Origin of the sequence: Novosphingobium bradum (assembly GCF_042646485.1) — a bacterium.
Taxonomy (GTDB): Bacteria; Pseudomonadota; Alphaproteobacteria; order Sphingomonadales; family Sphingomonadaceae; genus Novosphingobium; species Novosphingobium bradum.
This window is the reverse complement of the sequence record NZ_JBHRTQ010000007.1, coordinates 531693-546721: the sequence shown is the minus strand read 5'-3', so window position 1 is coordinate 546721 and position 15029 is coordinate 531693. Positions and strand designations below refer to the sequence as shown.

Sequence of the window (15029 nt, the reverse complement as noted above, 5' to 3'; positions counted from 1 at the left end):
TTGGCAAGCCCTTTTCAACCATCTCCACGTGAATTTACATTTGCAGCTCAGCCCGCTCCCTATCGGACACAGACCTTGCCGAAGGATTGCCCAGCGATTACCGGGATTTGCTTAGCCTTGCGCGGCAAATACTTGACAATACTGTCAATTGCCCGCGCCGATCAGACCAGCCGGGCCTGGAGCAGCGCCGCCCCGATGAAGCCGGCGAACAGCGGATGCGGATCGAACGGCCGGCTCTTGAGCTCGGGATGAAACTGCACGCCCACGAACCACGGATGGTCCGGGCGCTCAACGATCTCAGGCAGCAGGCCATCGGGCGACATCCCCGAAAAGACCAGCCCGCCCTGCTCCAGTGCCTCGCGGTAGCCGCAGTTCACCTCGTAGCGGTGGCGGTGGCGCTCGCTGATCTCGGTCGTGCCGTAGATGCTCGCCACGTGGCTGTTGCCAGCCAGCTTGGCCGGATAGGCGCCCAGCCGCATGGTGCCGCCCAGGTCCCCGCCCTCGGCCCGCGTCTCCAGCCCCTCGGCGGTCATCCATTCGGTGATGATACCCACCACCGGCTCGTCGGTCGGGCCGAATTCGGTGGAACTGGCCCCGGCAATCCCCGCCGTGTTGCGCGCACCCTCGATGCAGGCCATCTGCATCCCCAGACAAATGCCCAGGAACGGCACCTTGTGCTCGCGGGCGAAACGCACCGAGGCGATCTTGCCCTCGGTCCCGCGCTCGCCGAATCCGCCGGGCACCAGAATGCCGTGCATCGGTTCGAGATGGGCGGCGATGGTGCGATCGTCCTCCTCGAACAGTTCGGCGTCGAGCCAGCGGATGTTGACCTTGACCCGGTGGGCCATGCCGCCATGGACCAGCGCCTCGTTGAGGCTCTTGTAGGCGTCCTGCAGGCCGACATACTTGCCGACCACGCCGATCGTCACTTCGCCTTCCGGGTTCTGGAAGCGATCGACGATGTCCTCCCAGCGGGCCAGCTCCGGCGCCGGGGCGGTCAGGCCGAAGTGGCGCAGCACCTCGTTGTCCAGCCCCTCGGCATGATACTGGAGCGGCACCGAATAGATGCTCGAGGCATCGAGCGCCGGAATCACCGCTTCCTTGCGGACATTGCAGAACAGCGCGATCTTGGCACGCTCGCCATCCGGGATCGGCTTCTCGCAGCGGCACAGCAGCAGGTCCGGCTGCACGCCCAGCGCGGTCAGCTCGCGCACCGAATGCTGGGTCGGCTTGGTCTTCAGCTCGCCAGCCGCCGCGATATAGGGCACCAGGGTCACGTGGACCGAACAGGTCTGCTCGCGGCCCAGTTCGTTGCGAAGCTGGCGCAAGGCCTCGATGAACGGCAGGCTTTCGATGTCGCCCACCGTGCCGCCGATCTCGCAGAGCACGAAGTCGAGGTCGTCGACCTCGGCCACGGCGAATTCCTTGATCGCGTCGGTCACGTGCGGGATCACCTGGACCGTGGCGCCCAGGTAGTCGCCGCGCCGCTCCTTGGCGATGATCTGCTGGTAGATCCGCCCGCTGGTGATGTTGTCGGACTGGCGCGCCGAAACCCCCGTGAACCGCTCGTAGTGGCCCAGGTCAAGGTCGGTCTCGGCGCCGTCGTCGGTCACGAAGACCTCGCCGTGCTGATAGGGGCTCATCGTGCCCGGATCGACGTTGAGATAGGGGTCGAACTTGCGAATCCGCACGCGATAGCCGCGCGCCTGGAGCAGCGCCGCGAGGCTTGCCGCCATGAGACCCTTGCCGAGCGAGGAGACCACGCCGCCGGTAATGAAAATGAACCGCGCCATGGGAATCGAGCCTTAATCCGTTGGGGGGGAGCCGGGCAAGCGGGCGGAGACGGTTTGCGGGGGTAAATCCACAAGTCGTCCGATCCGGGTGCGCCTCTGGCTGCGCCCCGCGCCGGTCTTCCGATTGCAATCAGGTGCCGGACGGGCCGGCGAACGAGTTGGGCCGGAGCTTCAGTTCCGCGCCGGAGCCGGAGCCGGCGCGTTGGCCGGCGCCTGAGCCGGGGCTGCCGCGTTCGGGGCCGGGGCCAGCGGGTCGAGCGGCGCCTGGACCGGCGCCTCGCGCTTGAGCGAGGTATCGATCGAGCGCCCGCCCGAGGTATTGGCCGCCAGCGCCGCCAGCACGATCGAGAGCACCACGAAGGCGCCCGCCAGGATCGCGGTGGTGCGGGTGAGGAAATCGGCCGCGCCGCGCGCCGACATGAAGCCGGTGGGGCTGCCGCCGGTCCCCAGGCCACCGCCCTCGGACTTCTGCATCAGGATGACGCCAACCAGCAGCGCGGCGACGATCGCCTGGACGACCATGAGAAAAAGGAACAGCGACATGAAACCCACGCAGGTAATAGGGAATGGGGGCCGTCTAGGCGCGCGCGCCGCCCGGCGCAAGTCACGAGGACAGAACCTGTCCTCCCGCGCCGCCCGGCCCGTGCCGGAACGACAGAAAACGGGGCCGAAAACCGGTCGGAAAAACCGGGCCGGCTCAGGCCTCGGCCGCGATCCCCGCCGCCGAAACGATCGCCAGGAAGCTCTCCGCGGTCAGGCTCGCCCCGCCCACCAGGGCGCCGCCCACGCCTTCGGCCGCCAGCAGGTCGCGGGCATTGTCGGCATTGACCGAGCCGCCGTAGAGAATCCGCACACCCCGGCCCACTTCGCCGTAAAGCTCGGTCAGGGTCGCGCGGATCGCGCGATGCATGGCCACCACGTCGGCCACCGCGGCCACCCGGCCGGTGCCGATCGCCCAGACCGGCTCATAGGCCACCGAAATCCGCCCCGGCGCGATTTCGCCGGCCAGCTCCGCCGCCGGCATCGAGGCCCGGACCTGGGCCTTGACCACGGCCTCGGCCTCGCCGGCATCGCGCTGCGCCAGGGTCTCGCCCACGCAGACGATCACCCCCAGCCCGCAGCCCAGCGCGGCCTCGGCCTTGGCCTTGACCAGTTCGCTCGTCTCGCCATGGTCGGCGCGGCGCTCGGAATGGCCCAGGATGGCGAAGCTCGCCCCCGAATCGTCGAGCATCGCGGGCGAGATATCGCCGGTATGGGCGCCCTTGAGCGCCACGTGGCAGTCCTGCCCGCCGATCCCGATCGCCTGGGCCTCGCCGGCCATGGCCTGGATCAGGGTGAACGGCGGGGCCAGCGCCACCTGCACCGCCGGGTAGCGCCCGGCCGCGCGGTCGATCGCGCGCGCCTCGGGCAGCATCGCCCGGGTGCCGTTCATCTTCCAGTTTCCAACGATATAGGGCCGGTGAGGCATGACGATTCCCTGTGTGTGCAAGCCGGTCTGGCGGCGCCAGACCCCCCGGCCGGCACAGCCCGGGGCGACTCCCGCCCGGCGGTCTTGGCGCGCTGCTAGTCCAGCCGTGGCCGCCATGTCAAAAACGAAAGGCCATCGTTTTCCCCGGTCGGGTCCGGAAAACTTGTCGTTTTGCGACAAATGACCGATTCGCCCCGGCCCCGCCGCGCATTTGCCGCCGCTCCGCCCGCGTCGCGCCCATGCGGTTGCGAACCGGGCGATTGGCTCCTAAAGCCGCCCCAATCGCGAGCGCGCACGCCCGCATCCTGCACAGCCGAGGCGACAGACCGCTCCATGCTCAAGACTCTCCGCTCGCTCAAGAACTCCAAGCTCGGCATCGTCGCCGCGATCGCCTTCCTGGTGATGATCGGCCTGTCCTTCGCCGCCGGCGACATTTCCAGCAGCCAGCAGTTCGGCGGCGTCGCCGGGGGTGACCGGGTGGCCACGGTGGGCAACCGCAAGCTCTCCACCGCCGAGCTGGCCAGCGCGGCCACCAATGCCCTCGAACAGCTCAAGCAGGAGAACCCGCGCCTGTCGATGAAGGCCTATGTCGCGGGCGGCGGGATCGAGAATTCGCTCACCCAGCTGATCGACCGCGCGGCGATCTCGGTGTTCGGGGCCAGCCACGGGGTGATCCCCAGCGAACGCCTGGTCGATAGCGAGATCGCCAAGATCCCGGCCTTCCAGGGGCCGGACGGCAAGTTCAGCGAAGCCGCCTACAAGGCGCTGCTCGCCCAGCGCGGCCTCAACGACAAGGCCGTGCGCCAGGATCTCACCGATGGCCTGGTCGCCCGCCAGTTGCTGGTTCCCGGCGCTTTCGGCGCGCGGATGCCGACCGAAGTGGTCCGCCGCTACGCCGCACTCCTGGCCGACCGCCGCTCGGGCGCCATCGCCCTGCTGCCCGCGGTCGTCTTCGCACCCAGCCAGGAGCCGAGCGCCGCCCAGCTCGCCGCCTTCTACACCGCGCACCGGGGCGCCTATATCCGCCCCGAACGCCGCACGATCCGCTACGCGGTGTTCGACGAGAGCGCGATTCGCAACGTCCCGGCCCCCACCGAGGCCGAGATCGCCGCCCGCTACAACGCCAACAAGGCGCTCTACGCCCCGAGCGAGGATCGCCGGCTCTCCCAGCTCGTCCTCCCCTCCGAGGCCGAGGCCCGCGCCGCTGTCGCCTCGGGCCAGAGCCTCGAAGCCCTCGCCGCTGCCCGCAGCCTCGCCGTCGCCCCGCTCGGCCCGATCGGCCGCGCGGCGCTTGCCGCCCAGGCCAGCCCGGCCGTGGCCGATGCCGCCTTCGCCGCCCAGCAGGGCAAGCTGGTCGGCCCGGTCCGCAGCCCGCTCGGCTGGATGGTCGTGCGGGTCGATGCCATCGCCGCCCGCCCCGGCAAGACGCTTGACCAGGCCCGCGCCGAAATCACCGCCGATCTCGCCGCCCAGAAGAAGCGCACCGCCCTGTCCGACTTTTCGGCCAGGATCGAGGACGAGTTCGACAAGGGCGGCTCGCTGGCCGACGTGACGAAGGAGCTTGCCCTCCCGATCAAGGAAGCTGGCCCGCTGACCGCCGACGGCAAGGTCTATGGCGTCGCAAACCAGTCCGCCCCGGCCGAGCTCGCCCGCGTCGTCGCCACCGCCTTCTCGATGGAGCACGAAGGCCAGCCGCAGCTTGCCGAAGTGGTCCCCGGCAAGACCTTCGTGGTCTTCGACGTGACCCGGATCGTCCCCTCGGCCGCCGCCCCGATCGCCGAGATCCGCGCCCAGGTCGTGGCCGACTACAAGCTCGAACAGGGCAACACCGCCGCCAGGGCCGCCGCCGAGAAGCTGCTCGCCGCGCTTCGCAAGGGCACCGACCTGCAAGCCGCCCTCGGCGCGCTCGGCCAGCCCGGCCTGCCCCCGGCGCAGAAGCTCGAGATCAGCCGCCAGGAACTGGCCCAGCAGGGCCGCGGCACCCCGCCGCCGCTCGCCCTCCTGTTCTCGATGGCCCAGGGCACGGCCAAGATCCTCGCCGCGCCGCAGGGCCAGGGCTGGTACGTGGTGAGCCTGGCCAGGATCGTCCCCGGCTCCGATGCCGCGGTCGCCCCGGTCCTGGCCGATGCCACCCGCGAACTGTCGGGCGTCACGGGGCGCGAATATGCCGAGAGCCTGCGCGTCGCCATGCGCGAGGAAGTTGGCGCCAAGCGCAACCCGGCCGGCATCGCCGCAGTCCGCCGCCAGCTTGGCGGCGAGGGCAACTGATCGCCGTCCGATGACCGACCTTTCCGACAACGCCCCGGAAAATTCCGCTGCTGCCCTCGCCCAGCTTGCCGCTGGCCAGCCTGCGCTGGTCTGGCGCAAGCTCATCGCCGATACCGAGACCCCGGTTGGCGCGGCGCTTAAGCTGTTCGAGGACGGACGCGGCGATTTCCTGCTGGAATCGGTCCAGGGCGGCGAAGTGCGCGGCCGCTATTCGCTGCTGGGCCTTGCCCCCGATCTGGTGTTCCGCGCCACCGGCCACGCCTGCGAGCTGAACCGCCTCTGGCAGACTGACCGCGCGGCCTTCGCCCCGCTGCCCGGCGATGCCCTGGCCGAACTGCGCGGCCTCGTGCAGGCCTGCCGGATCGACGTGCCCGCCGAGCTGCCCCCGGCTCTGGCCTGCCTCGTCGGCTATTTCGGCTACGAGACAATCGGCCTCGTCGAAAAGCTGCCCCGCGCGCCCCAAAGCGCGCTCGAACTGCCCGATATGCTGTTCGTGCGCCCCACCCTGATCCTCGTGTTCGACCGCCTGTCCGATGCGCTGTGGTGCGTCGCGCCGGTCTGGCCCGAAGGCGGCGCGCCCCAGGCGCTTGTCAGCGCCGCGGCCGACCGGATCGATGCGGCCCTCGCCCGCCTCGCCCAGCCGATCCCGCCCGCGCCGCGCCTCGCCGACCTGCCCGATCCGGCCCGCACCCCGGTGGTCGATCCCGCGCGCTACCGCGAGATGGTGCTGCGCGCGCAGGACTACATCACCGCCGGCGATATCTTCCAGGTCGTGCTGGCCCAGCGCTTCACCGCGCCCTTCCCGCTGCCCGCCAGCGCGCTCTATCGCGCCCTGCGCCGCATCAATCCCTCGCCCTTCCTCTATTTCCTCGATCTGCCCGGCTTCGCCCTGATCGGCTCCAGCCCGGAAATCCTCGTCCGCGTGCGCGATGGCGAAGTCACGATCCGCCCCATCGCCGGCACCCGTCCGCGCGGCGCCACGCCCGAAGAGGACGCCGCGCACGAAGCCAGCCTGCTGGCCGATCCCAAGGAACGGGCCGAACACCTGATGCTGCTTGACCTCGGCCGCAACGATGTCGGCCGGGTCGCCGCCAAGGGCACGGTCAAGGTCACCGAAAGCTACACGATCGAGCGCTACAGCCACGTCATGCACATCGTCAGCAACGTGGTCGGCCAGCTCGACACCGCGCACCACGATGCGATCGACGCCCTGTTCGCCGGCTTCCCCGCCGGCACCGTCTCGGGCGCGCCCAAGGTCCGCGCCTGCGAGATCATCGCCGAACTGGAAGGCGAGACCCGCGGCGCCTATGCCGGCGGCGTCGGCTACTTCGCGCCCGATGGCTCGGTCGACAGCTGCATCGTCCTTCGCACCGGCGTTCTCAAGGACGGCGTGCTCCATGTCCAGGCCGGCGCCGGCATCGTCGCGGATTCGGTGCCGGAAAGCGAACAGGCCGAGTGCGAAAACAAGGCCGGCGCCCTCTTCGCCGCCGCCCGCGAAGCCGTCCGGGTGGCCAGCGAGCCCGGCTTCGGGCAATAAGGCCAGCAGATGATCCTCGTCCTCGACAATTACGACAGCTTCACCTGGAACCTGGTCCATTACCTGATGGAACTGGGCGCGGAGGTGGAGGTCGTCCGCAACGATGCGCTCACCGCCGCCCAGGCGCTGGAAACCGGCGCGCAAGGCTTCCTCATCTCGCCCGGCCCCTGCACCCCCACCGAGGCCGGGATCAGCCTTGATCTGGTCGGCGCGGCGGCGGACAGCGGCAAGCCGCTACTCGGCGTCTGCCTCGGCCACCAGTCGATCGGCCAGTATTTCGGCGGCAAGGTGGTGCGCGGCGGGCTGATGCACGGCAAGACCTCGCCCGTCACCCACGATGGCACCGGCGTCTTCGCCGGGATCCCCTCGCCCTTCACGGCCACGCGCTATCACTCGCTGATCGTCGATCCGGTGCCCCAAGTCCTCGCAGTCAACGCCCGCTCGGATGATGGCCACGTCATGGGCTTCCGCCACCGGTCGCTCCCGATCCACGGCGTCCAGTTCCACCCCGAATCCATCGCCACCCAGCACGGCCACGCCATGCTGGCCAACTTCCTCAGGCTGTGCGGCCTCACCCCGGCCGAAGTGGCGGACCACACCCTGCCATGACCGGGGGCATGACCGCGCTGCCCCCGATCACCGCCCACCCCCTGGCGGAGGACGAGGCCGAATACCTGTTCGGCCAGATGCTCGACGGCGCGCTCGCCGACGAAGACATCGCCCGCTTCCTGGTGGACCTGTCGGACCGGGGCGAAACCGCCAGCGAGATCACCGGCGCCGCCCGCGCCATGCGCGCCCGGATGATCGCGATCACGGCCCCGGCCAATGCCATCGACGTCTGCGGCACCGGGGGCGATGGCCACCACACGCTCAACGTCTCCACCGCCGTCGCCATCGTCGTCGCCGCCTGCGGCGTGCCCGTCGCCAAGCACGGCAACCGCGCCGCCAGTTCCCTGTCCGGCACCGCCGATACCTACGAAGCCCTCGGCCTCGATCTCGCCCATGCGCCCGAACGCGCCGAGGCGACCCTCGCCGATCTCGGCATCTGCTTCCTCCATGCCGGGCTGCACCACCCGGCGATGGGGCGGATCATGCCGATCCGCAAGGCGATCGGCCGGCGCACGATCTTCAACCTGCTCGGCCCGCTCGCCAACCCGGCGCGCGTTACCCGCCAGCTCGTCGGCATCGCCCGGCCCGCCTATGTGCCCATCTATGCCGAAGCGATCAGCCGCCTCGGTACCGAGAAAAGCTATGTCGTCTCGGGCGACGAAGGGCTTGACGAACTGAGCCTCGCGGGCGGCAACGAACTGGCCGAGGTGACCAGCGGCGATGTCGTCATGCACCGCGTTTGCAGCGCCGATGCAGGGCTGATGCAGGCGCCGGTCGAAGCGATCCGTGGCGGCGATCCGGCCCACAACGCGGCCGCCCTGCGCGCCCTGCTCAAGGGCCAGCCCGGCCCCTACCGCGACGCCGTCCTGTTCAACGCCGCCGCCGCCCTGCGCGTCGCCGGCGAAGCGGCCGATTGGCACGCCGGCGTGGAAGAAGCCGCCGAAACCATCGACAAGGGTCTCGCCAACACCCTGCTCGACTGCTGGATAGCCGCGCTCAAATAGAAACCCTGCCCCGTTCGTGTCGAGCGAAGTCGAGACACCGGGCGGAACCAAGGGTGGTTCGCGCAAAGGCGCAAAGACGCGGAGGGGCCGCGCGAAGCTGCCGCGTAGCGGCCGTTTCATCAAGCCGCCGTATAATCCGCGTGGAAGGGAGAGCGCGGCTTCGCAGTAGCCATCTCCGCGCCTCTGCGCCGTCGCGCGCACCTTCTTCTTCTTCGCACCTTTGCGCCTTCGCGCGAACCCGATCCCTTCCACTGCCGCCGCCGCGCGAACCAATCTCTTGCACCCGTGCCCCGCCAGAGGCATGGCGTCCGGCCATGACCGACAAGCTCGCCGAAATCTGCGCCGCCACCGCCGCCGAAGTCGCCCGCCGCAAGCCGCTGCGCTCGCTGGCCGATTGCGATGCCGCCGCCACCCAGCAAAGCCCCCCGCGCGGCTTCGAGGCGGCCCTGCGCCGCGCTTCCGCTTCAAGCTATGCCCTGATCGCGGAAATCAAGAAAGCTTCGCCCTCCAAGGGATTGATCCGGCAGGACTTTGATCCGCCCGCCCATGCCCGCGCCTATCAGGCCGGCGGCGCCACCTGCCTCTCGGTGCTCACCGATGCGCCCTTCTTCCAGGGGCATGAGGACTATCTGGTGCAGGCCCGCGCCGCCTGCACCCTGCCGGTGATCCGCAAGGATTTCATGGTCGATCCCTGGCAGTGCGCCGAGGCCCGCGCCATCGGCGCCGATGCCATCCTGATTATCGTCGCCGCCCTGTCCGACGCGCAGATGCAGGAAATCGAGGCCGCCGCGCGCGAACGCGGGATGGACGTGCTGGTGGAAGTCCACAACGAGGCCGAAATGGCCCGCGCCCATGCCCTGAAGTCGCGGCTGATCGGCATGAACAACCGCGATCTCAAGCGCTTCGTCACCGATCTGGCAATCACCGAACGCCTCGCCCCGCTGGCCCCTGAAGGCGCCCTGCTGGTTGGCGAAAGCGGGATCAACACCCACGCCGATCTCGTCCGGCTGGACAAGGCCGGGGTGCGCTGCTTCCTCGTCGGCGAAAGCCTGATGCGCCAGGCCGATGTCGAAGCGGCCACCCGGGCGCTGCTGCACGGCTGAAAGCGCCTGTCCTGCAGGGCTCCGGTCTGGCACAATCAAGCCATGGACCCCGCTTGTGCTCCGTTCGCTGCTGCCCGCCCGCCGGCCTCAATGCCGGCCCAATCACCGAGGCACGCGACAGGGCCGATTTTTCCCGCCAGAACCCTGTCAACTTCGTCAACTTCGTCAGGAAACCGGCCCCACCCATGAACAAGCTCACCCACCTCGACGAATCCGGCAAGGCCCGCATGGTCGATGTCGGCGGCAAGGCCGAAACCATCCGCGAAGCCGTGGCCACCGGCCGCATCCGGATGTCGCCCGCGGCCCTCTCCGCGATCCGCGATGGCGAAGTACCCAAGGGCGATGTCCTTGCCGCCGCCCGCATCGCCGGAATCATGGCCGCCAAGAAAACCGCCGAGCTGATCCCGCTCTGCCACCCCCTCGCGCTGACCTCGGTCACCCTGAATTTCGCGGTCGAGCCCGGCGCCCTGCGCGCCACGGCCAGCGCCCGGCTGACCGGCCGGACCGGCGTTGAAATGGAAGCGATGACAGCCACTTGCGTTGCACTCCTGACAATTTACGACATGGCCAAGGCAATCGACAAGGCCATGGTCATCGAGGAGGTCCGCCTCCTCGCCAAGAGCGGCGGCAAGTCGGGCGACTGGACCGCGCCGGCCCATGGCCCGGGGCCGGCCCGCTGATGGCCCTCCTCCCGCTCGACGAAGCCCAGCGCCGCCTCCTCGCCCTTGCCGCGCCTCTGCCGGTCGAGCGGGTCGATGTCCCCGGCGCCCTGGGCCGCTACCTTGCCGAACCGCTGCGCGCCCGCCGCGCCCAGCCCGCCGCCCATGCCTCGGCGATGGATGGCTATGCCGTGGCCGGAACCGACCTTGCCGGCCCGTGGCAGGTGATCGGCGAAAGCGCCGCCGGCCATCCCTTCCCCGGCCAGCCCGCCCCCGGCGAAGCGGTCCGCATCTCCACCGGCGCCCTGCTCCCCGCCGGCTGCGACACGGTGATCATCCAGGAAAACACCGCGCGCGACGGCCAGACCCTGCGCCTTATCGCTCCCGGCCCGGCTGAGGCCCAGCGCCACGTGCGCCGCTGCGGCTCCGATTTTGCCCGCGACGATGAACTCCTCCCCGCCGGCACCCGGATCGGCCCGGCCCAGATCGCCCTCGCGCTCGCCGCCGGCCACAAGCACCTCGCCGTGCGTCGCCCGCCGCGCATCGCCGTGATCGACAGCGGCGACGAACTCGCCGCCGATCCCGAAAGCTGCGCCCCCCACCAGGTCCCGGCCAGCAACGGCGCGATGATCGCCGCGCTGGTCGCCGCCATCCCCTGCGAGGTCCGCCGCATCGGCCCCGTTGCCGACCGGCTGGAGGATCTCACCGCGGCCCTCGCCCAGGCGGAGGATTGCGACGTGGTGGTAACCACCGGCGGCGCCTCGGTTGGCGATCACGATCTGGTCCGCCCGGCACTGGCGAACTGGGGGGCCGAGCTTGATTTCTGGAAAGTTGCGATCCGCCCGGGCAAGCCGCTGATGGTCGCGCGGCGCGGGGCGCTGCTGGCGGTCGGCCTGCCCGGCAATCCGGTCTCCTCGATGGTGACCGCCTACCTGTTCCTCTTGCCCCTCCTGCGCGCCCTGCTCGGCGCGGCGCAGCCGCTGGCGCGCGCCCTGCCCTTCACCCTCGCCGCCGATCTCCCGCCCGTGGGCGACCGCCGCGAACTGGTGCGCGCCGCGATCGACGCCGAGGGCTGCCTTTCCCCCGTCCGCACCCAGGACAGCGGCGCGCTGGGCGCCCTCGCCGCGGCCCAGGTGCTGATCGACCGCCCCGCCGGCGCAGCCCCGGCGCCGGCCGGCGAAACGGTCCTGGCCTATCTGCTCGAAAATGGCGGACTTGCTTGACGGCCCCGCCAAAGTTGCTTACTTGTTCCGCGTTCGTTCACTGAATGATGCTGATGCAGGCTCCTTTTCGGCCTGATATCGGCATCATCGCCGCGGGAGTGATAAGGCAATGCTGACTCGCAAGCAGCATGAACTGATCCGGTTCATCCAGGAGCGGCTTGAGGAAACCGGCGTTTCCCCCTCGTTCGAGGAAATGAAGGAAGCGCTCGATCTCAAGTCGAAGTCGGGCGTTCACCGCCTGATTTCCGCGCTGGAGGAACGCGGCTTCATCCGCCGCCTGCCCAACCGTGCCCGCGCGCTGGAAGTGCTGCGCCAGCCCGATGATGTCAGCGCCCGGATCACCGCCCCCAAGGCGCCGCCCGCCCCGGTGCAGGCCGCTCTCGCCAAGCCCGCTCCGGCAGCCCGGCCCGAACCGGCGAACGACGTGATCGAACTCCCGCTGCACGGGCGGATCGCCGCCGGCGTCCCGATCGAGGCGCTGGAAACCACTGCCACCTTGCCCGTTCCCGCCGCCCTGCTCGGCCCGGGCGAACACTATGCCCTTGAAGTATCGGGCGATTCGATGGTCGAGGCCGGCATCCTCGATGGCGACTATGCCCTGATCCGCCGGACCGACAGTGCCCGCGATGGCGAGATCGTCGTCGCCCTCGTCCGGGGGGAGGAAGCCACCCTGAAATACCTGTTCCGCGAAAAGGGCCAGGTCCGCCTCGATCCGGCCAATTCCGCCTACGACCCGCAATATTACGGGCCGGGCGAAGTCCAGGTCCAGGGCAAACTGGCCGGCCTGCTGCGCCGCTATCACTGACCTTGCGGCCAGCGCGGCCACGGCACGTCCATTCGCCCGCGGATGGCTGGATGCAGCCGTCGCAGGCGAAGCCGAAGCCTGAACCGGCCGGACGCTGAACGGCGCCCGGGGCCGGCCAAGGTTGAATGGCGGGCGCTGTGATCGAGCGGCGCGGGTTGCGCGGTTACGGCCCGGGTAGCGCGGCTATGGCGCGGGCTGGCGGGGCGACGCGGTTCCGGCGGCTTGGGCCTGTGCGGTGGCCGGGGCGGTGGCCTGAGCGGCGGACTGGGCAGTGGCCGGGGTGGTGGCCGGGCCTTCGGGTTGCGATGGGCCTGGTCGGTTCCACGCGGGGCGGGCCGGCGGCGGGCGCCACCAGCCGTGGTCGCCCTGGCTGGCGGCAACGGTGGTCATCCGGCCATGGTCGAGATCAAGCGCCACGCCGCCGCTTTGCGCCAGCATCGCGCGATCGAGCTTGAGCACGGCCGGGCGGCAAGACCTTGGCAGCCAGCGGTCGGCCACCACGATATCGGCCCGCTCGCAGGCAGCGGCGAGATCGCGCATGGGGACCGGGGCGCTTCCCCGGGCCAGCAGGAGCCGCCAGCTTCGCCCGCCGCGCGCGATAGTCAGGGCGCAGAAATCGGCGTTGCAGCGGGCGCCGGGCCAGGTTTCGAGCGGCACCACGTCACCATCCATGCCGGCCAGTTCAGCCAGCTTTTCGCGGGCGAAATCGCTGCGGGTCTCGCGCAGGACCACCAGCTTGCCCGGCACCAGGCGCGCGAAGCCGACATGGTGGCCATCGCCCGAGACCAGCACGTCGGGCGGGCTGAGCATGGCAAGCCAGGCCGTGCCGGCCGCCACCGGAACCAGGCCCAGCAGCCGCGCTCGCCCGCTCCACAAGGCCAGCCACAGGCCGCCGGCGAGGAACAGGGCATAGCTGGCCCCGCCCATCGCCGGCAGGGTGGTGACCGCGCCGGGCTGCGCGGCGACGATCCGGGCCAGCGCCAGAAGCAGTTCGAGCGATTGGCCAACCGCCCACCACGCCGGCCACCCCGCCCCGCCCAGATCCATGACCAGCGCCAGGGCGATCAGCGGCATGGTGACGAAGGTCGTCAGCGGAATGGCGATGACATTGGCGAGCGCGCCATACACGCCGGCCCGGTGGAAATGGTAAAGCCCGATCGGCAGCAGGGCCAGTTCGATGGCCACGCCGGTCAGCAGGATTACAGCAAGGTGGCGCGCGCCGGCCAGCCACCACGGCTCCTCGCGCCGGGCGGCGAAGTGGCGCATCCACCCGGCCTGGTGCAGCGCGACGATGGTCAGCACGGCTGCGAAACTGAGCTGGAAACTGGGGCCGACCACGGCTTCGGGCCAGGCCAGCATCACCGCGAAGCCGGCCGCGGCAAGCAGCCGCAGCGACAGCGGTTCGCGGCCCAGGGCCACGGCCACCAGCACCAGCAGGGCGCCCGCGACGCTCCGCACGGTCGGCACTTCCGCGCCTGTCAGCACGGTATAGCCGATCCCTGCCAGCGCCGCCGCGCCTGCGGCCACCAGCGGCAGCCGCAGGCGCAGCGCCACCCACGGCCACAGGGCAAGCAGTCGCAGGACAATGAGGTAGGTAGCGCCGATCACCGCGCTGACATGAAGCCCGCTGACCGAAAGCAGGTGGGTAAGGCCCGAATCGCGCATGGCCGCTTCGTCCGCCTCGGCAATGGCGCCGCGATCGCCGCTGGCGAAGGCCGCCGCGATGCCGCCAGGCGAGCCGGCCAACTGCAGGTGGATATGGCGGGACAGGCCGCGCCGCATCTGCGGGAGCAGGTGCTGGCCGGGCGCCGGTGTGATCACCTGCACTGGCCCGGTGGCCGTGCCGGTCGCGGCGAGGCCGGTGAACCAGGCCGCTCGGGCAAAATCATAGCTGCCAGGCAGCATCGGCGGGGCCGGCGGTATCAGCCGGCCCTTGAGCCGCACCATGGCGCCTTCGCTGGCCGCCGGATCGTCGAACCGGGCCGGCACGTTGAGGCGCACGCGCACCACCCGGTCGGCCGGGAGCCCGGCCTCGCCCGGGCCGCCCGGCGCGCGCATCGCCAGGACCAGGCGGGTGCGGCCATCGGCGGGTTGCTCCTCGCGCGAGAGGACCATGCCGGCGACGGTCGCGGCCAGCGGTCGATCGAGCCCGGGAGTGCCGACAAGGGCAGACTTGGTCCACACCGTGCCGCAGCCGGCGGCCACGGCCAGCGCCAGCGCCGCCACGGCCTGGCGCAGGTAGGGCAAGCGGCCATCGCGGTGCAGCACGATGAGCACCGCCCCGGCGAGAACGGCACAGGCCGCGACCAGCGCCAGCCATTGCCAGGCGTGCGGCAGGGCGAACCAGGCGGCGATCCCGCCGCCGAAGCCCACCGCCAGCCATGGCGCCCGATCGAAGCCCGCGGTTGCCAGAAAATGTTCCGCGCGCTCCAGCGTGCTGGACAAGGTCGCGCGGCTGCGCCAATGGGCCTGTTGCAGTGCAGCGCCGGAGGGCAGGCGGGACTCGGCAGGCCACGGCTGTGCCGCGATCCCAGGGGTCTCGACAGGTGCTGCATCGCGG

General features: G+C 70.5%; 12 protein-coding genes. 8 read left to right on the top strand and 4 right to left on the bottom strand.

Going from position 1 to position 15029, the window contains the following annotated elements; translation table 11 throughout:
• Nucleotides 1-161 precede the first annotated feature (161 nt).
• From ACFOD9_RS08480 to tpiA, 3 genes are all read right to left on the bottom strand, one after another.
• Nucleotides 162-1793, bottom strand: coding sequence for a CTP synthase (locus ACFOD9_RS08480; protein ID WP_379509652.1), 1632 nt, complete (start codon nt 1791-1793; stop codon nt 162-164).
• Nucleotides 1794-1964: 171 nt separating this feature from the next.
• Nucleotides 1965-2330 carry a preprotein translocase subunit SecG gene (gene secG, locus ACFOD9_RS08475; RefSeq protein ID WP_379509965.1) on the bottom strand — a complete coding sequence of 122 codons (366 nt, stop codon included), beginning with the start codon at nt 2328-2330 and terminating at the stop codon, nt 1965-1967.
• A gap of 160 nt (nt 2331-2490) precedes the next feature.
• A complete protein-coding gene (tpiA, locus tag ACFOD9_RS08470; RefSeq protein WP_379509651.1) occupies nt 2491-3261 on the bottom strand; it encodes a triose-phosphate isomerase in 771 nt (256 codons plus the stop codon).
• 333 nt (nt 3262-3594) lie between these two features.
• Here tpiA and ACFOD9_RS08465 point away from each other — a divergent pair, with 333 nt between their 5' ends.
• From ACFOD9_RS08465 to lexA, 8 genes are all read left to right on the top strand, one after another.
• A complete protein-coding gene (locus ACFOD9_RS08465) occupies nt 3595-5529 on the top strand; it encodes a peptidylprolyl isomerase (RefSeq protein WP_379509650.1) in 1935 nt (644 codons plus the stop codon).
• A 10-nt stretch (nt 5530-5539) separates the two neighbouring features.
• Nucleotides 5540-7066, top strand: coding sequence for an anthranilate synthase component I family protein (locus ACFOD9_RS08460; protein WP_379509649.1), 1527 nt, complete (start codon nt 5540-5542; stop codon nt 7064-7066).
• A gap of 9 nt (nt 7067-7075) precedes the next feature.
• Nucleotides 7076-7675 carry an anthranilate synthase component II gene (locus tag ACFOD9_RS08455; protein ID WP_379509648.1) on the top strand — a complete coding sequence of 200 codons (600 nt, stop codon included), beginning with the start codon at nt 7076-7078 and terminating at the stop codon, nt 7673-7675.
• Between the two features lie 8 nt (nt 7676-7683).
• Nucleotides 7684-8679, top strand: a complete 996-nt coding sequence (gene trpD / locus ACFOD9_RS08450; RefSeq protein WP_379509647.1) for an anthranilate phosphoribosyltransferase — start codon at nt 7684-7686, stop codon at nt 8677-8679.
• Nucleotides 8680-8993: 314 nt separating this feature from the next.
• A complete protein-coding gene (trpC, locus tag ACFOD9_RS08445; protein ID WP_379509646.1) occupies nt 8994-9782 on the top strand; it encodes an indole-3-glycerol phosphate synthase TrpC in 789 nt (262 codons plus the stop codon).
• A gap of 185 nt (nt 9783-9967) precedes the next feature.
• Nucleotides 9968-10462, top strand: a complete 495-nt coding sequence (moaC, locus tag ACFOD9_RS08440) for a cyclic pyranopterin monophosphate synthase MoaC (RefSeq protein ID WP_379509645.1) — start codon at nt 9968-9970, stop codon at nt 10460-10462.
• Complete coding sequence (locus ACFOD9_RS08435) at nt 10462-11664, top strand: molybdopterin molybdotransferase MoeA (protein ID WP_379509644.1); 1203 nt, start codon at nt 10462-10464, stop codon at nt 11662-11664. The genes moaC and ACFOD9_RS08435 overlap by 1 nt, the downstream gene beginning before the upstream one ends.
• 109 nt (nt 11665-11773) lie before the next feature.
• The gene (gene lexA, locus ACFOD9_RS08430; protein ID WP_379509643.1) at nt 11774-12469 is read left to right on the top strand and encodes a transcriptional repressor LexA; all 696 of its coding nucleotides are present in this window, start codon (nt 11774-11776) and stop codon (nt 12467-12469) included.
• 183 nt (nt 12470-12652) lie between these two features.
• Here lexA and ACFOD9_RS08425 read toward each other — a convergent pair whose 3' ends face one another.
• Nucleotides 12653-14914: a ComEC/Rec2 family competence protein gene (locus ACFOD9_RS08425; protein ID WP_379509642.1), complete on the bottom strand. Its 2262-nt coding sequence runs from the start codon at nt 14912-14914 to the stop codon at nt 12653-12655.
• Nucleotides 14915-15029: the final 115 nt, after the last annotated feature.